This is a genomic window from Aeromonas sp. V90_14, assembly GCF_029967615.1.
GTDB lineage: Bacteria > Pseudomonadota > Gammaproteobacteria > Enterobacterales > Aeromonadaceae > Aeromonas > Aeromonas hydrophila.
This window is the reverse complement of the sequence record NZ_JASCAS010000037.1, coordinates 20,169-39,675: the sequence shown is the minus strand read 5'-3', so window position 1 is coordinate 39,675 and position 19,507 is coordinate 20,169. Positions and strand designations below refer to the sequence as shown.

At 65.5% G+C, this 19,507-nt stretch carries 16 protein-coding genes; 8 read left to right on the top strand and 8 right to left on the bottom strand.

Annotated features, from left to right (window positions below; genetic code table 11):
• Positions 1-62: 62 nt before the first annotated feature.
• Positions 63-872 carry a sugar-phosphatase gene (gene yidA, locus QLG02_RS15640; RefSeq protein WP_011704455.1) on the bottom strand — a complete coding sequence of 270 codons (810 nt, stop codon included), beginning with the start codon at positions 870-872 and terminating at the stop codon, positions 63-65.
• Positions 873-976: 104 nt separating this feature from the next.
• Positions 977-2,647 carry a FapA family protein gene (locus QLG02_RS15635; RefSeq protein WP_024946066.1) on the bottom strand — a complete coding sequence of 557 codons (1,671 nt, stop codon included), beginning with the start codon at positions 2,645-2,647 and terminating at the stop codon, positions 977-979.
• A 285-nt stretch (positions 2,648-2,932) separates the two neighbouring features.
• Between QLG02_RS15635 and QLG02_RS15630 the strand changes: the two genes are divergently transcribed.
• The 3 genes from QLG02_RS15630 (at position 2,933) to QLG02_RS15620 (ending at position 6,146) form a co-directional block, all read left to right on the top strand.
• A complete protein-coding gene (locus tag QLG02_RS15630; protein WP_139707229.1) occupies positions 2,933-3,907 on the top strand; it encodes an HlyD family efflux transporter periplasmic adaptor subunit in 975 nt (324 codons plus the stop codon).
• A complete protein-coding gene (locus tag QLG02_RS15625) occupies positions 3,900-4,829 on the top strand; it encodes an ABC transporter ATP-binding protein (protein WP_085734304.1) in 930 nt (309 codons plus the stop codon). Before QLG02_RS15630 ends, QLG02_RS15625 begins: the two co-directional genes overlap by 8 nt.
• Before the next feature lie 222 nt (positions 4,830-5,051).
• On the top strand, positions 5,052-6,146 hold the full coding sequence (locus QLG02_RS15620; RefSeq protein WP_282465619.1) for an ABC transporter permease: 1,095 nt from the start codon (positions 5,052-5,054) through the stop codon (positions 6,144-6,146).
• A gap of 35 nt (positions 6,147-6,181) precedes the next feature.
• Here the strand turns inward: QLG02_RS15620 and QLG02_RS15615 are convergent, their stop codons facing one another.
• On the bottom strand, positions 6,182-7,339 hold the full coding sequence (locus QLG02_RS15615) for a CinA family nicotinamide mononucleotide deamidase-related protein (RefSeq protein ID WP_282465618.1): 1,158 nt from the start codon (positions 7,337-7,339) through the stop codon (positions 6,182-6,184).
• 59 nt (positions 7,340-7,398) lie between these two features.
• On the bottom strand, positions 7,399-8,637 hold the full coding sequence (locus tag QLG02_RS15610; RefSeq protein ID WP_016349264.1) for a DUF3391 domain-containing protein: 1,239 nt from the start codon (positions 8,635-8,637) through the stop codon (positions 7,399-7,401).
• 144 nt (positions 8,638-8,781) lie between these two features.
• On the opposite strand from QLG02_RS15610, the gene metA reads away from it, so the two are divergent.
• Positions 8,782-9,735 (top strand): homoserine O-succinyltransferase, encoded by a 954-nt coding sequence (gene metA, locus QLG02_RS15605; RefSeq protein ID WP_017408885.1) that lies wholly within the window; start codon positions 8,782-8,784, stop codon positions 9,733-9,735.
• Between the two features lie 8 nt (positions 9,736-9,743).
• On the opposite strand, the gene QLG02_RS15600 is transcribed toward metA, so the two are convergent.
• On the bottom strand, positions 9,744-10,262 hold the full coding sequence (locus QLG02_RS15600; RefSeq protein WP_282465617.1) for a cyclin-dependent kinase inhibitor 3 family protein: 519 nt from the start codon (positions 10,260-10,262) through the stop codon (positions 9,744-9,746).
• A 159-nt stretch (positions 10,263-10,421) separates the two neighbouring features.
• Here QLG02_RS15600 and QLG02_RS15595 point away from each other — a divergent pair, with 159 nt between their 5' ends.
• Positions 10,422-10,892, top strand: coding sequence for an Lrp/AsnC family transcriptional regulator (locus tag QLG02_RS15595; RefSeq protein ID WP_011704464.1), 471 nt, complete (start codon positions 10,422-10,424; stop codon positions 10,890-10,892).
• 57 nt (positions 10,893-10,949) lie between these two features.
• Here the strand turns inward: QLG02_RS15595 and QLG02_RS15590 are convergent, their stop codons facing one another.
• Complete coding sequence (locus QLG02_RS15590) at positions 10,950-12,914, bottom strand: LTA synthase family protein (RefSeq protein ID WP_282465616.1); 1,965 nt, start codon at positions 12,912-12,914, stop codon at positions 10,950-10,952.
• 259 nt (positions 12,915-13,173) lie between these two features.
• On the opposite strand from QLG02_RS15590, the gene QLG02_RS15585 reads away from it, so the two are divergent.
• The 3 genes from QLG02_RS15585 to QLG02_RS15575 all read left to right on the top strand — a co-directional run bounded on the left by QLG02_RS15585 (position 13,174) and on the right by QLG02_RS15575 (position 17,386).
• A complete protein-coding gene (locus QLG02_RS15585) occupies positions 13,174-13,431 on the top strand; it encodes a DUF2442 domain-containing protein (RefSeq protein WP_017408888.1) in 258 nt (85 codons plus the stop codon).
• 244 nt (positions 13,432-13,675) lie between these two features.
• Entirely contained in the window at positions 13,676-15,643 is a 1,968-nt protein-coding gene (locus QLG02_RS15580; protein ID WP_282465615.1) for a TonB-dependent copper receptor, read from the top strand.
• 123 nt (positions 15,644-15,766) lie between these two features.
• Positions 15,767-17,386, top strand: a complete 1,620-nt coding sequence (locus tag QLG02_RS15575) for an alpha-amylase family protein (RefSeq protein WP_282465614.1) — start codon at positions 15,767-15,769, stop codon at positions 17,384-17,386.
• Between the two features lie 54 nt (positions 17,387-17,440).
• Here the strand turns inward: QLG02_RS15575 and QLG02_RS15570 are convergent, their stop codons facing one another.
• Entirely contained in the window at positions 17,441-17,974 is a 534-nt protein-coding gene (locus tag QLG02_RS15570) for an MgtC/SapB family protein (RefSeq protein ID WP_162516945.1), read from the bottom strand.
• A 24-nt stretch (positions 17,975-17,998) separates the two neighbouring features.
• Positions 17,999-19,441, bottom strand: coding sequence for a RimK family protein (locus tag QLG02_RS15565; RefSeq protein ID WP_282465613.1), 1,443 nt, complete (start codon positions 19,439-19,441; stop codon positions 17,999-18,001).
• Positions 19,442-19,507: the final 66 nt, after the last annotated feature.

Genomic DNA, 19,507 nt, shown 5'->3' with positions numbered 1-19,507 from the left:
ATATATTAAACATACCGCGCTGGCGGCCGGATAGCAAAGGGGCCCGCAGGCCCCTTGTCGCGTCAGGCGTTCAGGATGAAACGCTCGATCACCTGGGCGACCCCGTCTTCATCGTTGCGCCCCGTGGTGTGCTGGGCCAGCGCCTTGATGTCGTCGGTGGCGTTGCCCATGGCCACCCCCAGCCCGGCGTACTCGATCATGTGGTGATCGTTGCCCGCATCCCCCACCGCGATGACTTGGGAGGCATCCAGCCCCAGGTGTTCGGCCAGGGCGGCGACGCCGGTCCCCTTGTTGCTCTGCTTGTTCATGAACTCTAGGAAGTAGGGGGCGCTGCGCACCACGGTATAGCGCTGGTAGAGCTCGGCCGGCAGCTTGGCGATGGCGGGGGAGAGCAGCGGCTCGGGATCGATCATCATCACCTTGAGGATCTGCTCGTCGGCGGGCAGGGTGGCGAAGTCCAGCAGCTTGATGGGCATGTCGATGAGGCGGGATTCGTGCTCGGTGTAGGGGCTGACTCTGGGGCTGATGAGCCCCCGGCTCACCGAGAAGCCGTGCACGTTGACGCCCAGCTCATCGGCCAGGGCGGCGATGGCGCTGGCATCGCTGCCGGTGAGCAGCTGGCTGCGGATGATGCGCTGATCGGCCACCTGCTGCACCAGGGCACCGTTGTAGCAGATGACGTAGTCATCCTGACCGGTGAGGCCGAGTTCCACCAGATAGCGGCTCATCCCCTCCAGCGGCCGGCCCGAGGCCAGCACGACGGTGACGCCCTTGGCGCGGGCGGCGGCAATGGCTGCGTGGGTGCGGGGGGAAATCTGGCCCTGGGAGTTCAACAGGGTGCCATCCATATCCAATGCGATCAGCTTGTACATCTCTCACTATCCTGCGGTCTGGCTGGCCCGCCCGATGGGGCCAATGGGAGGCCGAGTGTAGCGAAATTCGCCGCCCGGATCACGACTGACGGGTCACTCTTGCGTCACTTGTGGGGTTCGTAGGGGGTCAGCTGCAGCTGATCTTCACGGATGGCGAAGTGGATGGGGCCGTGTTCGATGTCGACCCGGTAGTGGTGGTGGGCCATCTCCACCTCGACCCCGGGGAAGGCGTGCTGGGTGGCGATGATGTCCATCTCCGCCATCAGCTTCTGCAGCTCCTCCTGGGCTGCTTCCAGCTGTTCATCCAGCAGCTTGCTCTCCTCGAGGCGCTGGGTCCGGATCAGCTTGATCTTCTGCAGGGTCTGGGGATTGCGCTTGTCGCTCGGCAGTTGCAGCAGCTTGAGCAGCAGGTCCTGCAGCTTGTCCAGCTGCTCCCGGCACTCCTGCTTGCGCTGGCGCAGTGCCTGCTCCTGCTCCTTGTGGGTGAAGTAGCCACCGAGGATCTGCAGCCGGGTCTGGTTGTGGGCCGAGGCCCCCAGGATCGGCGCCATGATGAGGCGGTTGGCGATGCTGATGCCCCCCAGCAGGTGGCCCTTGCGCATGCCGCTGTCACCCACCTTGAGATCCTGGCCGCTGCGGCTGTAGCAGTGGCTGAGCTGGGTCAGGATGTGGATGTCACCGCCGGCCTCCAGCTTGGCGTACTGGGCGTAGCTGGCGTGGATCTCGCCCTGGGCGTTGAGGTGGCAGAGGAACTCGTCACTTTGTTCGCTCTTGCGCCCTATGATGCCGTTGCGCACCGTGATGGTGCCGCTCGATTCGATGTAGCCCCCCTCGACGAAGCCGCCGATCACCACATCGCCGCTGGTCTTTATCTTCATGCCCGGGGTGACGTCGCCTGCCACGATCAGCGCCCCTTCGAAGATGACGTGGCCGTGGCGGATATCCACCTGCTTGACGCTCAGCACGTCGTCCACCTTCATGCCGTTCTTCTCCTGGCGCGGCAGGCCGGGGCGGCTGGCCAGCAGCAGATCGGGGTCATCCGGCGAAAGGAAGGTGCCCTCGCCGGCCACCATGGGGCTGTCCTTGCCATGCTTGGCGGGCAGCTCCTGGCCGGTGACGGTGAAACCCGGCACCCCCTGGGTAGCGGGGTGGCGGCGCATCAGCTGGGCGCCGGCCTTGACGGTGAGGATGGTGCCGAGGTCGCGCATGTCGACCCGGCCGTGATCCAGCTCCTGAGGTTTGAGGATCCGTTCGGCCGGGGTCTCCACCAGTCGCTCGAAACGGGTGTCCTGACCGTTGACGGCGGCCTTGCCCTGCGCCACCGGCAGCCTGAGCAGGGTGCCCGGCGTCGCCTCCTTGGCGGCCAGCACGGCGGCGGCGATGAGTGGCGCCTGCACCCCCTGGCTGATCTCGCTGCTCTGGATCGCCTGCTCCAGCTGTTCACTGGTGAGGTATTTGCCGCCCCAGTCGGCGGTGATCTGGGCGGTGGCGCTCATCCGGTCCTTCTCCACCACCAGCAGGACGCTGGCATCGTGGCGCTGGGCGATGGGTACCGGGTTGCCGGGCAGGGGGGCGGTCGGGTTGCTCAGCAGGGTGTTGAGCAGGCTGATGGCCTGCTTGATCCCCTCCGTCAACGGTTGATAGCGGCGGCAGTTGGAGGCCAGCAGCAGCGTCTGGATATCGCTTTCCGAAATGGGGTTGGTCAGTCCGGGCACGATGCGCAGGCAGGCGTATTCCATATCGGCTGACAACAGTAACCACTCTTTGCTTAACACCCGGATCCCTTCCTTCGTCCGCATCCCAATTGGAACGGCTGCTTGTTTTCAGTTAATCGGCATTTTGTTAAAAATGCGAATCATCAACATGGTGCTGGTCTGCAGTATCCAGACATTTCTCCTTTTTGGTCAATGAGCTAAGCACAAATGGGTGAACTGGGACGAGGAAATGAAAAGTAACAGGGAGTATGCTGACGGCACCATGAGCCCGTCTGCCAGCCGCTAGCGGCTGCCGTCCGGCGGGTGAAGGGAGTGCCCCCGGGCGGATCCGCCACCGTGAGAGGAGTGTCGACCTTGCGTCATTGTCTGCTGCCCCTGGCCCTGACGGGCCTGCTTAGCGCCTGCCAGCCACAGGCATCCACCACGGCCCTCGGCACCCTGGAACGAGACCGGGTGCTGCTGACCGCCACCGCCGGCGAAATCATCCGTGCCCTGCCGGTGGCGGAGGGCAGCCGGGTGGAGGAGGGCACCCTGCTGGCCCGGCTCGATGACCGGCGTCAGCAGGCGGTGCTGGCCCGTGCCAGGGCCCAACAGGCACAGGCGCGCGCCGCCCTCGCCCGACTGACCAATGGCGAGCGGCCGGAAGACATCGCCGCCGCCCGTGCCAGCCTCGACAAGGCGCAGGCCAACGTCAGGGAGAGCGAGCGCAACTTTGAGCGGATCGACCGGCTGGTACGCCGCAAGCTGGTGAGCCCGGCGGATCTCGACAAGGCCCGCGCCCAGCGCGACAGCGCTCTGGCCGAGCAGGACGGCGCCCGCCAGCAGCTCGACAAGCTGGCACGCGGGGTGCGGCGCGAAGATATCGACGAAGCACAGGCCGCCCTGCTGGCCGCCACCGCCGAGGTGGCGCTGGCGGAGCGGGAGCTGGCGGATCTCTCCATCGTCGCCACCCGCAGCGGCCGGCTCGACAGCCTGCCCTATCACCTCGGCGAGCGGGTCGCGGTCGGCGCCGTGCTGGCCGCCATCCAGGCGGACGAGGCGCCTTACGCCCGGGTCTATGTGCCCGAGCCCTCCCTCGCCGGTTACCGGGTCGGCCAGCCGGTGCGGGTGCAGGTGGACGGGGTGGTGGAGCCCCTCACCGGCCGGCTGCGCTGGATCTCGAAAGAGCCCGCCTTTACCCCTTACTACGCCCTCAACGAGCAGGACAGGGCCCGGCTGGTCTATCTGGCCGAGATCGATCTGCCGGCGGGGGCGCAGGATCTGCCGAGCGGCCTGCCGCTGCAGGCCGAACCCGCCGCGGGGGGAGAGGGCCATGAGTGAGCTGGCGATCCGGGCGCTGGGAGTGAGCCGCCGTTTCGGCGATTTTCTGGCGGTGGACGGGCTGGATCTCTGCGTACCCAAGGGGCAGATCCACGGTTTTCTCGGCCCCAACGGTTGCGGCAAATCCACCACTCTGCGCATGCTGACCGGCCTGCTCACCCCCTCGGCAGGAGAGGTGGAGGTGCTTGGTCTGCACATCCCGCGCGAGGCCGAGACCCTGCGCCGGCGGATCGGTTACATGACCCAGAAGTTCTCCCTCTATGACGAGCTGACGGCCTGGGAGAACCTGGAGTTCATGGGCCGGATCCACGGCATGGGCGGCGCCCTGCTGGCTGCCCGCCTGCACGAGCTGCTGGCTACCTATGAGCTGGCGCCGCTGGCCCGGCAGCGGGCCGGCGCCATGAGCGGCGGCCAGAAGCAGCGGCTGGCGCTGGCGGCGGCAGTGATCCACCGGCCGGCGCTGCTGCTGCTGGACGAACCCACCTCGGCGGTGGATCCGCAGAACCGGCGCGATTTCTGGGAGAAGCTGTTCGATCTGAGCGAAGGGGGCACCACCATACTGGTGACCACCCACTACATGGACGAGGCGGAGCGCTGCCATCAGCTTGCCATCATGGAGGCGGGCCGGGTTAGGGCCCAGGGGGCGCCGCAGGCGCTGATGGACGCCATGAGCACCCGGGTGGTGGAGGTGCTGGCCGCCGATCTGCGGCTGCTCAAACAGCAGCTGGTGCAGTTGGCGCCGGTGCGCTCCGCCGCCCAGCTCGGCCAGCGCTTGCGGGTGCTGGTGGACAAGGAGCTGGCGGAGCCGGTGGCCTGGCTGCAGCAGGCCTGCCCGGCGCTGGCCGGGGCCAGTCTGGCGCTGGTCAGACCCAGTCTGGAGGATGTGTTCGTCAGCTGTACCGGTCAGGAACCGAGGGCATGAACAGTCTGCGACGGCTCTGGGCCATCACCCAGAAAGAACTCAGGCAACTGGCCAGAGACAGGTTCACGACCTTGGGTATGGTGGTGATGAGCCCAGTGGAGGTGACTCGATGAACAGTCTGCGACGGCTCTGGGCTATTACCCAGAAAGAACTCAGGCAACTGGCCAGAGGCAGGCTGACCTTCGGTGCGGTGGCGGTGATGATCCCGACGGGAGTGAGTCGATGAACAGTCTGCGACGGCTCTGGGCCATTACCCAGAAAGAACTCAGGCAACTGGCACGGGACAGGCTCACGTTTGGCATGGTGGTGATGATCCCGTTGATCCAGCTACTGCTGTTTGGCTACGCCATCAACACCGACGTACGCCAGATCCCGGTGGGGCTGGTGGAGATGAGCCAGAGCGTGCCGGGCCGGCTGCTGGTGGAGGCGGTGAAGGCGAGTCAGGTGGTGCACATCAAGCAGCAATACGTCGGGGTGCAGCAGGCCGAGGCGGCGCTGACCCGGGGTGAGGTGCGCGCCGTGCTGGTGCTGCCCGCCGATCTGAGCCGCCGGCTCAGCGCCGGCGAGACGGCAGGGCAGTGGCTGGTGGATGGCTCGGACACCATGATCGCCGGAGCCCTGCTCGGCCTTCGAAACATGCCGCTCTCCGATCTGAAACCCGACCTCAAGACGGCCCCCCCCACCTTCGAGACCGTGCTCTATTTCAACCCGGCGCGCCGTTCGGCGGTCAACATAGTGCCCGGCCTGCTCGGGGTGATCCTCACCATGACCATGATCATGTTCACCTCGGCGGCCATCGTACGTGAATGGGAGCGCGGCAATCTGGAGCTGCTCATCACCACCCCGGTCGGCTCGATGGAGCTGATGCTGGGCAAGATCCTGCCCTATATCGGGGTGGGGCTGATCCAGGTGGCCATCATCCTCGGGCTCGGTCACTTCATCTTCGACGTGCCCATCAACGGGGCCCTGAGCCAGGTGCTGCTGGCGACCCTGTTGTTTATCGCTGCCAGCCTGACCCTGGGGCTGCTCATCTCCACCCTGGCGCAGACCCAGCTGCAAGCGATGCAGATGACGGTGTTCATCCTGCTGCCCTCCATCCTGCTGTCGGGCTTTATGTTCCCCTACGAGGGGATGCCGCTGCCGGCCCAGTGGATTGCCGAGGTGTTGCCGGCCACCCACTTCATGCGGCTGATCCGGGGCATAGTGCTGCGCGGTGGCGAGCTCGCCGAGCTGCTGCCTGACGTGCTCTGGCTGGCGGGGTTCACCCTGCTGGTGTTGACCCTGGCCGCCCATCGCTTCAAGAAGAGTCTGGATTGATGCCCAGCGAGGGGTAAGAACCTGGCTGCTGGTTGTCAGCGGCTGGCGGTGCGGGCCAGGGTGCGGTAGTTGCCGAGCACCGGCAGCCCCAGCAGCTGGCGGCGCAGCATGTCGAGGGCGGCGAAGGCGAGGATCCGGCGACCGCTATCGGGATCCGGGTGGCTGACCTTGAGGGTCTGGCCGAACTGTTGCCCGTCGACGCAGAGCAGCAGCGGCACGCCGTCCGGGCCCGAGTTTCCTATGGTCAGGCTGAGGGAGGTTGCAGGCGCCGCCAGTTGCGCCAGCTCGTGGGCCAGGGCGTGGCTGAAGCTGGCCGTCAGGGCCGGGTGCGGGTGGCACATGGCCAGCAGGGCGCCCCGGCTCTCCCCCTCCAGCAGCATCAGCGGTTTACCCCCCAGCAGAGCCAGGATCTGCCGCGCCGGTTCCTCATCGCCCCGTCCTACCAGCCAGGGCTCGACGGCCGCAAGCAGCCGCGCCTCGGCGGCGTCCATGTCCGCCGTGCTGGCGCCGTGGCCGATAAGCTTCAGCTCGATGAGCGGCATGGAGGAGCGGTAGCCGAGCTCGATGCCGGCGGGCCAGGGCGCGGCATCCAGCATGTCGCTTAGGGCCGACTCCGAGACGCCGAAGGTATAAAAACGGCGCAGTTCGGTGTCGGTCTGCTCGCCGGCCAGCGCCTTGAGGCGCGGCATGATCTGCTCGCGCACCATCTGCTTGAATTCGAACGGCACACCCGGGGTGAAGAAGAGCCGGCTTGGGCCCTGGTGGCCTGTGTGGGTGACCACAAAGCCGCAGGCGGTGCCGACCGGGTTGTCGAGGATCTCGCACCCCTGCGGCAGCCAGGCCTGCTTGGCGTTGCTGGCGGGCATGGGCCTGCCGCGGCTGGCGTAGCGCGCTTCGATGGTGGCGCGCCAGTCCGGGAACAGGGTGAGCGGCTGGTCGAAGGCCTCGGCCGCCGCCTGGGCGGTGAGATCGTCGGCGGTGGGGCCGAGCCCGCCGCACACCAGTACCACCTCGGCGCGGCTGGCGCTCTCTGCCAGCACGGTTTTCAAGTCTTTGAGGTTGTCCCCCACGGTGACGCGGCGGCGCACCTGCCAGCCCTGCTCCAGCAGCAAGGCGCTGAGCCAGGCGGCGTTGGTGTCCACCACCAGGCCCGTCACTATTTCGTCTCCGGTGCTGATGATTTCGATGCGCATGGCGGGCTCCTCGGGGCTGACGGCTGGACTGGGGGACGGCCACCGAGTGGCCGGGTCGATCAGGGCTTGGTGTGTTCGAAGTAGTAGCTGATGCGGGTGCGCGGGTTGAGGTACTCAAACACCGCCGGCGGCAGCCGCTTGGGATGGATCACCTTGGCGATGGAGAGCTCGGCCTGCTGCAGGTCGATGATGGCCGCCTCCTGGCGCGGGATGCGCGGATCGTACACCAGCACCGAAGGGTAGAGCAGGCGGGAGGCGTTGACCGACATCACCAGCCCCACCTGGCCGTTGGAGAGCTGCACCACGCTGCCGGGCGGGTAGATCCCCATCAGCCGGATCAGCATGCTGAGGTACTCGGGATTGAACTGGGCCTTGCGCTGCTTGTAGAGGCCGCTCAGGGCAGAGTAGGGGACCTTGGCCTGCATGTGGCAGAGGTTATCGTACTCGTTGATCAGCGACACGATCTGGGTGAGCGGATCGAGCTGCCCCTTCTTGAGCCCCTCCGGCCCGCTGCCGTCCAGGTATTCGTGGTGGTGCAGCACTATGCCCTTCGCCTCGGCCGGGAAGTCCTTGGCCAGATTGAGCAAATCCAGCCCGTAGCGCGGGTGCTGGGCCATCAGGTTCTGCTCCGGCTTGGTGAGCGGCTCGGTCTTGCGCAGGATCTGGCTCGGGATCTTCAGCTTGCCGATGTCGTGGAACAGGGCCCCCATGCCGACCTGACGGATCTCGTCGGCCGACATGTTGCACTCCTTGGCCAGCAGCATGCTGAGCACGCTGACGTTGAGGGAGTGGAAGTAGAGGTTGTTGCCGTCCTCGCTGTCGGAGACCAGGTGCAGCACCATCTCGTCCACCGACAGCAGTTGCTCGGTCATGGCGTTGATCAGCTCCTGCGCCTCGCCGATGGCGTTGAGGGGGCGGGACTGGATCTTGCTCATCACGTTGCGCACCTGGGCCAGCGACTGCTGGAACTGCTTCTCGCACTGCTGCAGATCGCGGCGATACTGCTGCAACTGCTCGATGCGGCGCTCCTTCTCCAGCTGCATTTCGGCCTGACGCTGGGAGGTATCCGGCGCCTCCACCGGCTGGGCCTGGATCTGGTTCAGCGGCTTGGGCGGGGCATCGCTCTTGTCGGGGATGATGGTCACGAGTTTGAGACCGAGCCGGCGAATGAGCTCGATCTCCTCTTCATTCTTGAGTTTGAAGCTGGAAAACAGGAAGGGGTGTTCGCGCCAGCCAAGTGGCAGAGAAACGTAATTGCCGACTTGCAGCCGGTCTACTGAAATCTTGATACCTGTCATTGTCTTGGATGCGAGAGACACACTGAGCCGTATGCTAGTCAAAGGTGGGGGTGAATACAAAAGGTATCTGATGACAGGGTGGGTGCTTTATTATAGGCTTCTGGATGTCCAGACATATTTACCGATGCAGTACAGGGAGTAAGCATGCCGATCAAGATCCCGGATCAGTTACCCGCCGCCGAAGTGCTGGGGCAGGAGAACATCTTCGTGATGACGGAATCCAGGGCCGTCACCCAGAACATACGCCCGCTGCGGGTGTTGATCCTCAACCTGATGCCCAAGAAGATTGAAACCGAGATCCAGTTGATGCGGATGCTCTCCAACTCGCCGTTGCAGGTGGACGTGGATCTGCTGCGCATCGACGATCGGGAGTCGAAGAACACGCCCCAGGCGCACCTGGAGAACTTCTATCACGACTTCGAACAGGTACGCGGCAACAACTACGACGGCATGATCATCACGGGGGCGCCGCTCGGGCTGGTGGAGTTCGAGGAGGTGGTCTACTGGCCGCGCATCGTCGAGATCATCGAGTGGTCCCATCAGCACGTGACCTCCACCCTGTTCCTCTGCTGGGCGGTGCAGGCGGCACTGAAAGCCCTGTACGGCATGGAGAAGCAGACCCACGGCGAGAAGCTGTCCGGGGTCTATCGCCACCACCGGCTCGACGAGCACGAACCGCTGCTGCGCGGCTTCGACGACGAGTTCGTGGCGCCTCACTCCCGCTATGCGGCGTTCGACGGAGATCTCATCCGCGCTCACACCGATCTGCAGATCTTTGCCGAATCGGCGGAGGCCGGCGTCTATCTGGCAGCCACCAAGGATTGTCGTCAGGTGTTCGTCACCGGTCACCCGGAATACGATGCGCTGACCCTGGATGGCGAATACCAGCGGGATCTGGCGGCCGGGCTTGCGCCCGTCATTCCGGTCAACTACTACCCGGACAACGACCCGACCCGGACCCCGCGCGCCAGCTGGCGCAGCCACGGCCACCTGCTGTTTTCCAACTGGCTCAACTACTACGTCTATCAGCTCACCAGCTATCGCGTCGAGGATATCGGCAAGGTGTTTACCTATCAGCAGAACTCGCCGTCGAGGTAGGGACTGGCTCAGTCGCCCTCGGCCAGCCGTGCCGCCAGCCCATCGAGCCATTGGCGGTGGCAGGCCAGGGTGAAGGCCTTGGGCCGGTGGGCCTGGATGGCGGCCATCGCCTCCTGCTGGGGCTGGCCCTGGCTCATCAGCAGGGCTGCCGCCACCAGCCCGGTGCGGCCGCTGCCGCCCTTGCAGTGGATGACCAGGTGCTTGCCGTCCTGCAGCAATCCGATCAGGGCTGGCAGTGCCTGCTGCCAGGCGGCCTCGAAGGCGGCATCGGGAGCCTGATCGTCCTCGATGGGCAGCTGGAACCAGCGCATGCCGGCGGCCTCGATCTGTTGGCCAAGCCTGCCCAGTTCGAGCCGGGCCAGTTCGGCGTCGGTCATCAGGGTCAGCACGCCGTGTGCCCCCGCCAGCTTGAGCTGGCCCAGCGCCAGCGGCAGCGCCACCTGCTGGGTGCCGGGGCAGGGGGTCAGCAGCAGCTGGCCATCGACGCGGGGGACTTCCTGGCTCCAGAAGGGGTGAGACGGGTGCATAAAGATCCTTATGACGCCAGCAACGGCGAGGCAAGCCGGGCCTGACCCGGTTTTTGAGTGCGCCAAAGCATAGGGGGCGCGGCCCCGATGTCAATCTGCGTTGTGTTCGGCCCGGTTTACGGGCAGAGTCTAAAAAATTGAGCGGTTCAAGGAGTAAAGATGAGAAACCTGGATCAACTGGATTTGGATATCCTGGCCCATCTGTTTCGCGATGCGGGCATGACCAACAAGGATCTGGCCGCGCTGGTCGGGGTGGCACCGTCCACCTGTCTGGAACGGGTACGCAAGCTGCAGCAGGACGGGGTGCTCAAGGGCGCCCACTGCGAGGTGGATTACCAGGCCCTCGGCGGTCATATCCAGGCCATGGTGTCGCTGCAGCTGGCCCGCCACAGCCGCCAGATCATCGATGCGTTTCGCGACGCCATCCTGGCCCTGCCCGAGGTGATCAGCCTGTTCCACATGGGCGGCAAGGATGACTTCCTGGTGCATTTGTGCGTCGCCGATACCGAGCACCTGCGCAACTTCGTGTTCGATCACTTCACCTCCCGCGAAGAGGTGGTGCACCTGGAGACCTCGCTGGTGTTCGAGCACAAGTTCAGCCGCTCGCTGCCCTGCTTCCTCAACACCTGACGCCCCGCCAGCCTTCTACAAAAAACCCGCCAATCGGCGGGTTTTGTTTTATGGCGCTCAGTTCAGCACGGTGCGGGTATCCGGCGCCGTCCGGTAGAGCCCCTGCTGGTAGGCGAGGCTGCCCCACAGCGCCAGGCCGAGGGCCGCATCCTTCATGGTGGCCGGTTGCGGCGCCGGGGTGAGCGTCTCTGTCGCATCCTCATAGATGAAGCCTTCCGGCGCCCGCTCCGGCTGCAGGATCACCACGTCCTTGCCGCGCATCAGGGCGAAGTTCTTGTCGTACTGCATGATGGCGCGGCCCGGCCAGTCGGCGGGCATGCGGGTCAGATCCTTGCCGAGCATGGGGTAGTCGGCGCTGATCCCCATCAGGGAGAGCAGGGTCGGCGCCATGTCGATCTGGCTGACGATACGCGGATCCTGTCTCGGCGCTATGCCGTCACCCACTATGACCCCCGGAATGTGGAAGCGGGGGATGGGCACCAGGCTAGCACCGCTGACCCGGCTGTCGTGATCGGCGATGACCAGGAACAGGGTGTCCTTCCAGTAGTCCGACTGCTTCGCCTTCTTGAAAAACTCGCCGATGGCGTAGTCCGCGTACTTGGCGGCGTTGTTGCGAGTCTGCTTGGGCTGCTCATAGAGGGCGATGCGATCGTCGGGAAACTCGAACGGATCGTGGTTGCTCGAGCTGAACACCAGGCTGAAGAAGGGCTTGCCCTGCTTGCTGAGCGCCTGGAAGGTCTCGTCGGCCTTGGCCATCAGATCTTCGTCAGAGGCGCCCCAGGAGCCCTCGAACACCGGGTTCTTGAAGTCCTTCTGCTCGACGATGGTGGTGAAGCCGTTGCCGAGGAAGAAGCTGCGCATGTTGTCGAAGTGGCTCTCGCCGCCGTAGATGAAGCTGGTGTCGTAGCCCCGCTGCTTGAGCAGATCGGCGATGGTGAAGAAGTTGGTCTGGCTGCGGCCGAGCTTGACCACGGCCTGGGCCGGGGTCGGCGTGAAGCCGGTCAGCACCGCCTCGATGCCGCGTACCGAGCGGGTGCCGGTGGCGTAGAGCTGCTCGAACACCCAACCCTCTTTCGACAAGGCATCGATGTTGGGGGTGAGCGGCAGGCCGCCGAGGGAGCCGACGAACTGGGCGCCCAGGCTCTCCTGCAGCAGGATCACCAGGTTCTTCGGTTTGCCGCCGTAGCTGGCCTCGTTGAAGGTCTGGCTGGGCAGGGTGTCGGAGCTGAATTCATGGGATTCGCGCCCGCTCTCCTGGCGAACCAGATCCAGAATGCGCTGACGGGGCAGCTCGCCGTAGAACTTGCTGACATCCTCTTCATCCTCCATCTGGTTGATGGCGAAGAACAGGGAGTAGGAGGAGTTGACGGTCAGCGCATTGACCAGCGGATCGCTGGCAAACGCCACCATGGCCGGGTTGAGGGCGCGGTGACCCAGGCTGGAGCGGGCACCGAGAAAACCGATGGCCAGGATCAGCAGGGCGAAGGCGGGCCGCCAGTACCAGCGCGGGAAGCTGATGCCGCGCAGCAAGCGGCCGCTCAGCCACCAGCCGCCCGCCAGCACGGCGCCGCTGAACAGCAGTGCCAGCAGCAGCTCGCCCTTGCGGCCGGCCCACAGCATGGCGAACACCTCTTTGGGATAGATGAGGTATTCGATGTAGAGGCGGTTGGGTCGCACCCCGTACTCGGTCACGAAGGAGGGGGTGGAGATCTCCAGGAAGAGCAGCAGCCAGAGCCCCAGGGTCAGCCAGATCCGGATGAACTGCAGCCAGGCACGGCCCACGGCATGGGGGCCGGCCAGCAGCAGGGTGAACACGGCGGGCACGCCCCACAGCCAGCAGAGGGTGGCGAAGTCGACCCGCAGCCCCTGCAGCAGCATCTCCTGCCAGCCAGCGACGGCGTCGACCCGCTCCAGCTGCCAGAGGCCGAGCGCGAGTCGGCTGATGGAGAGAGAGACGAGCGCGATCAATGAAAAAACGGCGATGGGCCAAAACGGTCCCAGCCATCGTCTGATAGTGGTCATTGTTGTTCCTACAAGCCTGTTTGCACCCGTCCACGGGCACATTGTTTTTATATTGCAGGGTTATGACAGCGGGCCCGGGGAAAGGTTGCGTGTAGGTGCTGTTTAAAAGGATGTTTTGGCACGATTTATGATTTTTATGTGAGGGCGCGCAGGGATCGAAGACAGCATAAACGGCTGGAAAAACTGTGATCCTGCCGGCAAAGCGGTGCGGGGGGCTTATCTATAATGGCGCCGAATTTTCTCAATCGGAGCCGAAGGGATGCCGGTCTTTATCGATGTGGAATATTTGCAAGGGTGGAGCCTGTTCGTGGTGCTCTCGGACGGTACCACGGGGGCGCTGGACCTGACCCCCTGGCGCACCCAGCCGCTGTTCGCGGCGCTGGATTCGGAGCGGCGCTGCGCCCGGGTCTTCATCAATCGCCACCACCAGCTGGAGTGGCCCGCCGGCTGCATCCTGTCGGCCCACGAGGTCTATCACCTGATCAAGCCCATCGACGAGCGGGAAGTGTTCAGCTAACCCCTGTTTTTGTGAACCACCCCAAGATTCCTGTGACGGGAATGTTTGAGCGTTTGCCTTCCTTACCCAATTTGGGTAAAACCTGCGCAACATTTTGCCAACCCTAGCTTGGCTTCGCCTCAGAGGGCTTGCCGCCACCGCGCCGCAGGCCTTTTTTGCAGCCTGACGGCAAACCTTCCAGCAGCTGAATGGTTTGTCGGTTGAAATTAAAAAAACAAAATAAACAAAGAGATAAGGAAAGAGTATGGCTTGTCATATGCGCACCCCGCTGGCCCTGCTGGTGGGCGGTTTCGCCTGTCACGGAGCCGCCGGCCAAGAGCCGGTCCAGCAACTGGAGCCCATGGTGGTGGTCGCCAGTCGCCCCGCCAGCACCCTGGAGGTGACCCTGGACCCCAAGAAGCCGGGCTCCCCCATGCCGGCGGCCGATGGCGCCGGTTACCTCAAGAACGTCACCGGCATGAGCATGGTGCGCAAGGGGGGCCTAGGCGGCGATCCCGTGCTGCGGGGGATGGGCATGTCCCGCCTCAACGTGCAGATGGATGGCGGCATGCTGGCCGGTGGCTGCGGCGGCCGGATGGACCCGCCCACCGCCTACGTTTTTCCTCAATCTTTTGACCGGATCCGGGTGCTGAAGGGGCCGCAATCCCTCGAGCAGGGGGCGACTCTGGCGGGCACCGTGCTGTTCGAGCGGGACAGGCCAGAGTTCACCGCCCCCGGCGTCAAGGCCGAGGCGTCGGCACTCTATGGCAGCTTCGGGCGCGACGACCAGATGCTGGATGCCACAGTAGGGGCGCCACAGGGCTATCTGCGCGGCCAGTTCACCCACTCCGACAGCGATGACTATCGCGACGGCCACGGCGATAAGGTGCGCTCCTTCTATCGACGCGAGAACGGCACCGCCCAGCTTGGCTGGACGCCCAGTGAGCACACCTGGCTCGAACTCACCGCCGAGCGCAGCAACGCCCGCGCCGCCTATGCGGATCGCACCATGGACGGCCCCATGTTCGATCGGGAATCCTTCGGCCTCAAGCTCAGGCAGGAGCAGATCAGCCGCCACTGGCAGCGCAGCGAGCTGACCCTGTGGGACAACGACATCGACCACATCATGGACAACTTCAGCCTGCGACAAAACAGCGGCATGAAGATGCTCTCCAACCCCGACCGGCGCAACACCGGCGGGCGCTGGGCCAACGACATCGCCCTGCCGGCCGACTGGCTGCTGACCGCCGGGCTCGACAGCAACCGGGATCAGCACCGCAGCCGGGGCGGCGTCGACTATGCCACCAAGGATCGCCAGCGCACCCTGCGTTTCGAGCAGCAGGGCGGCTTTGCCGAGCTGGGGCGCCAGCAGGGGGCCCACAGCTACAAGGGGGGTTATCGTCAGGATCGGGTCGAGACAACTCGGTATGGTGCGGGTGATCAGACCCTCTACAGCGATACCCTGACCCTGGACAGCGGCTTTGGCCGCTACGAATACCAGTGGTCGCCGGCCTGGTCGAGCTACCTGGCCTGGGGCCAGGCGAAACGGGCGCCGGACTACTGGGAGCGCAGCAAGGACAGCGTGCCCTTCACCCTCAACCCGGAGCGCAGCCGCCAATGGGATGCGGGGCTGGCCCTGCGCAGCCGCGAACTGGATCTGACCCTCTCCCTCTTTAGCGCCGACATTCAGGACTACCTGCTCTATAACAACAAGTCGAACAAGGTGCGCAACATCGATGCCCAGACCCGCGGCGGCGAGCTGGAAGGGCGCTGGCAGTTTGCCGAGCAGTGGCGCCTCGATGGCGGTCTGGCGGTGGTCTACGGCGAAAACCGAAGCGATCACCAGCCGCTGGCCCAGATGCCACCGCTCGACGGCAAGCTGGCGCTGGGCTGGCAGCCGGCCGAGGCGTGGAACCTGACCCTGCTGGGCCGCGCCGTGGCCGCGCAGGATCGGGTCGATGTGGGCTCCGGCACCGTAGCCGGGCAGGATCAGGGCGAGACCCCGGGCTTCTTCACCATGAACCTGAGCGCCGCCTGGCAGTTCCACCCAGGCTGGCAGCTGTCGGCCGGGGTCGACAACCTGTTCGACACCTTCTACTACGAGCACCTCTCCAAGTCGGTACACGCCAGTCAGGCCGGGCTGGGTTACGAGCAGGTGGGGCGGATTCCGGAGCCGGGCCGCGCCTACTGGCTTTCGGTCAGTTACAGCTTCGCCTCGGCCGGCGTGCTCTAGGTCGGCGCGCCAACCGACTGAGCCAGGTAACGTTTTCAGTCACAGACCCGTGCGGGCGGGGCCGCTATCATGGCCCCAGTGTGGCGCTTTGGGCGCCAATACCACCACAGCGGGAACATAACAATGAAACAAGGAACGTTGCGCCATGGCGGCCTCATCGGGGCCGCCCTGTTATTGACGGCTTGCGGCAGTGGAGGCGGGAGCGGCTCCAGCGAGCCCCAGCAGCCCCCGGTCACCAACCCGCCGCCGGCCACCGCCAGCCGCGCCTGCTACGGCAATGATCAGCCGGCCTGCAATCTGCGCACCTATCAGGTGATGGTGGAGTCGTTCGTCGACGGCGACGGCAGCGCCAACTACGGCGTCGGTTACGGCCCCTCTCAGCACAACGGCGATCTGCAGGGGATCATCGACAGCCTGGACCACATCAAGAGCCTCAACGTCAACGCCATCTGGCTGACCCCGGTGTTCGACTCCTGCGCGGGGCAAGGCGGTGACGACAAGCTGGATGCCACCGGCTACTTCGCCTGCGACTTCTTCAACGTGGATCCCAACTTCGGCAGCAACGTCCAGCTCAAGAAGCTGGTGGACGGAGCGCATCAGCGCGGCCTCTACGTCTTCCTCGACGGGGTGTTCGGCCACGTCAACAAGGTGGGGGTGAGCAAGCCCTCGCCCGAGGGACGGCTGCCCGCCCTCAAGAGCGGCGGAGCTGGTTATCCCGGCCAGCTGGTGGATTACAGCCAGCCCCAGAGCCTCGCCTACTTCAAGGAGGTGGCCCGCTACTGGGTCGAGCAGTACGGCATCGATGGCTGGCGCCTCGATCAGGCCTATCAGCTTGGTCTCGACGACTGGCGCGCCATTCGCAGCGAAGTAGAGCGGGCCAGCGCGGCGCGCAAGGCCGCCGGCCAGCAGTGGGGCACCCTCGGCTACATGGTGGGCGAAGTGTGGAAGGGCGCCGACGAGATCCGCGCCCAGGCGTATGGACCGAGCGACAACCCGGCGCTCTCCTCGGCGTTCGACTTCCCGCTGCGCTACGGCCTGGTGCAGGCGCTGGCGGTGGAGGAGTCCGGCAAGGGCGGGCAGGGGGCCAGCGTGCTCGACGCCAGCTGGAACAAGGTGGAGAACTACCCGAACCACGCCATGCCCAACCTGATGCTGGGCAACCACGATCTGGTGCGCTTCGGCGATCTGCTGGAGCGCGGCAACTTCAATCCGGCGGACTACTGGCAGCGCCACAAGGCGGCCTTCAGCTTCCTGGCGGCCCGCTCCGGCCCCATCACTCTCTACTACGGCGAGGAGTTTGGCGACGAGGTGCCGGGCTTTGCCAAGCAGGTGGGGGGCGACTGTGCCGCGCAGGGGCTCTGTGACGATCACGTGGCCCGCAGCGATGGCAAGGTGCCGGGGGCCACCGGCTTCGTGCCGAGCAGCGAGCAGAGCGAGCTGAAACAGTGGCTCAGCCAGTTGCTGGCCCTGCGTGCCGCCCACCCCGCCCTTTATCAGGGGGAGCGGGTCAAGCTGGTGGCCGAGGGGAGCGTCTATGGCGACATCAAGCAGACGGCGGCGGAGCAAGTAGTCTACCTGCTCAACGTCTCAAGCACGCCCCAGAGCTACGCGGTGCCGGTCGGCAAGCTGCGCAGTGCCAGCGCCCTGGTGGATCTGCAGAGCGGCGAGAGCCTGGCCATCGGTGGCAGCAGCGTGACGGTGGACTTGCCGCCGCTGAGCGGCCGCTTCCTGCTGGTGCGCTAAGCGAGGCTGGCAACAAAAAGGGCTCCGTGATGGAGCCCTTTTTCATGGGGGAAGTTACTTCTCGATGCCGCTGCCGAGTTCGTCCTGATGGGGGGCAGCCTGCACGTTGCCATTGCCGTGGCGCCAGCTCTCCAGCCGGTTGTGGACCCCGCGGCGCAGGCTCTTGAAGCTGGTCTCCAGATAGTCCACCCCCACCAGGATGGAGAGGGTGACGCCGGTGAGCAGCAGCGCCTGGTGCAGCATCTGCATGCCGATGAGGGCGCCGAGGGCCGCCAGCATCCAGACGGTGGCGGCGGAGGTGACCCCCAGTACCTGGCCATCCCGGGTCATCATGACCCCGGCGCCGAGAAAGCCGATGCCGGTGATGAGCTGGCCCAGCACCCGCGCCTGATCGGCGCTCTGGGGGCTGACGGCGGCACCGATGGCAAGAAAGCAGTAGGTGCCGAGGATGATGAGCGAGGAGGTACGGATGCCGACCGGCTTGCCGCGCAGTTGCCGCTCCAGCCCTACCAGAGTGCCGCACACCAGACAAACCAGGATGTTCTCCCAGCCAAGGGGCGCTATGTCCCACCAATCAGTCGTCATCATATCCACCTCTGCTATCGATGCTTGTTATCCAGCCGCGCTCTGCCCCCGGTTTTCCAGCCGCTGGCGGAAGGCCCGGGCGAGGCGCTCGTAGAGGTCCTTTGCCTCTCTGTCCTCAATATCGCCACGTATCCAGGGATTGTCGATGATTTCCAGCAGCACGCAGTCACGCCCCTGCTGACGCAGATCGACCCCGAACAGGCCGTTGCCGAGCTGATGCACCGCACGGCGGGCGGTCTGCAGCACCCGCTCCGGTACCTCGTTGAGCGGCAGCGCCTCGATGCGGCTCATGTCGAGGGGGTGCTTACGGCGGCGGATGCGGTTGCCAGGCTCGGGGCGGAAACGGCGGCAGGCAAACAGCGGCGAGCCGTCGAGAAAGCCGATGCGCCAGTCGAACTCGGCGGGGATCCGGCTTTGCACCAGCAGCAGGGCGGAGCGGGCCAGCCCCTCATCCAGCAGGCGGGCCAGCTGCTGCTCGTCGCTGGCCATGGCCAGATCGCGCCCCTGCGCGCCGTCGGGCACCTTCACCATCAGCGGCAGACCGAGCCGCTGCACCAGCTCGTCCACGTGGTGGCGGCCGCGGCGGGTCACCACCATGGTGGGCGGCATGGGCACGCCGCTGCGCACCATCAGCTCGTAGAGGTAGAGCTTGTTGCTGCAGGCGAGGATGGCGCGGGAGCTGTCGATCACCGGCATCTTGAGCTGCTCGGCGCGGCGGGCAAATTCGAAGGTGTAGTGGCCCACCGCGGTTTCGGAGCGCAGCCAGAGGGTGTCGAACTCCGGCAGCCGTTCGATGGCCGACGGCGCCAGGATCTCGGCCCGGATCCCCTGCGCGGCGGCCGCCTGGATGAAGCGCTCCAGCGCCAGCGCATCGCTGCTGGCGCGGCCATCGTTGGGGTCGACCAGGATGGCGAGCTGGTAGAGCGGCGCCGCCTGCTCCTCGTCACCGGTGCCCACCAGCGCCTGGGCGTGATGCAGCATCAGCGCCTTTTCGCTTGGGCTCAGTGCCAGCGGTGACAGGCTCTGCTGCTGGCGCACCGACCAGCCGTGGCGACCGCGCTTGAGGGTCAGCTCCTGCAGCGGCAGCTGGCTCAGGCCGTAGTAGTAGCGAGCCAGCCCCGCCAGCTCGTTCTGTTCGCACTGGCCGAAGATGGCGCGCACCCGGATCCTGTCCTCGCTCTGCTGGGCCAGCCAGCCCTGCAATTTTCGCCACAGCTTGGCCGGCGGCTGCTGGGGTTGCAGCTGGCTGATGGCCTGCAAACCCGGCAGGCAGTGGTGGCCGCGGGCCTGGGCCAGCAGCGAGCAGTAGTAGCCGGCACTGAGGTGCTCCAGATTGCGGCAGAGGTTGATGATGCGGGGGCGGCCGCCGGTGGTGGGCACCCCGTGTTGCAGGTAGGTGCGGGCGGTCAGCAGATAATCGGCATGGCAAGGCCAGTCGCCCGGTTCTTCGACGATGACGTAGGTACTCATTTTTTCGGCTCCACAGATGAAACTGCCTTACGCGGCAGGATCCCCAGTGGGCTTCGATGCACCGAC

What these genes read in the sequence shown, in the direction of transcription:
- yidA (WP_011704455.1), bottom strand. Translation starts at nt 872, where the DNA reads ATGTACAAGCTGATCGCATTGGATATGGATGGCACCCTGTTGAACTCC.
- QLG02_RS15625 (WP_085734304.1), top strand. Translation starts at nt 3,900, where the DNA reads ATGAGTGAGCTGGCGATCCGGGCGCTGGGAGTGAGCCGCCGTTTCGGC.
- QLG02_RS15620 (WP_282465619.1), top strand. Translation starts at nt 5,052, where the DNA reads ATGAACAGTCTGCGACGGCTCTGGGCCATTACCCAGAAAGAACTCAGG.
- QLG02_RS15615 (WP_282465618.1), bottom strand. Translation starts at nt 7,339, where the DNA reads ATGCGCATCGAAATCATCAGCACCGGAGACGAAATAGTGACGGGCCTG.
- QLG02_RS15610 (WP_016349264.1), bottom strand. Translation starts at nt 8,637, where the DNA reads ATGACAGGTATCAAGATTTCAGTAGACCGGCTGCAAGTCGGCAATTAC.
- metA (WP_017408885.1), top strand. Translation starts at nt 8,782, where the DNA reads ATGCCGATCAAGATCCCGGATCAGTTACCCGCCGCCGAAGTGCTGGGG.
- QLG02_RS15600 (WP_282465617.1), bottom strand. Translation starts at nt 10,262, where the DNA reads ATGCACCCGTCTCACCCCTTCTGGAGCCAGGAAGTCCCCCGCGTCGAT.
- QLG02_RS15595 (WP_011704464.1), top strand. Translation starts at nt 10,422, where the DNA reads ATGAGAAACCTGGATCAACTGGATTTGGATATCCTGGCCCATCTGTTT.
- QLG02_RS15590 (WP_282465616.1), bottom strand. Translation starts at nt 12,914, where the DNA reads ATGACCACTATCAGACGATGGCTGGGACCGTTTTGGCCCATCGCCGTT.
- QLG02_RS15585 (WP_017408888.1), top strand. Translation starts at nt 13,174, where the DNA reads ATGCCGGTCTTTATCGATGTGGAATATTTGCAAGGGTGGAGCCTGTTC.
- QLG02_RS15580 (WP_282465615.1), top strand. Translation starts at nt 13,676, where the DNA reads ATGGCTTGTCATATGCGCACCCCGCTGGCCCTGCTGGTGGGCGGTTTC.
- QLG02_RS15575 (WP_282465614.1), top strand. Translation starts at nt 15,767, where the DNA reads ATGAAACAAGGAACGTTGCGCCATGGCGGCCTCATCGGGGCCGCCCTG.
- QLG02_RS15570 (WP_162516945.1), bottom strand. Translation starts at nt 17,974, where the DNA reads ATGATGACGACTGATTGGTGGGACATAGCGCCCCTTGGCTGGGAGAAC.
- QLG02_RS15565 (WP_282465613.1), bottom strand. Translation starts at nt 19,441, where the DNA reads ATGAGTACCTACGTCATCGTCGAAGAACCGGGCGACTGGCCTTGCCAT.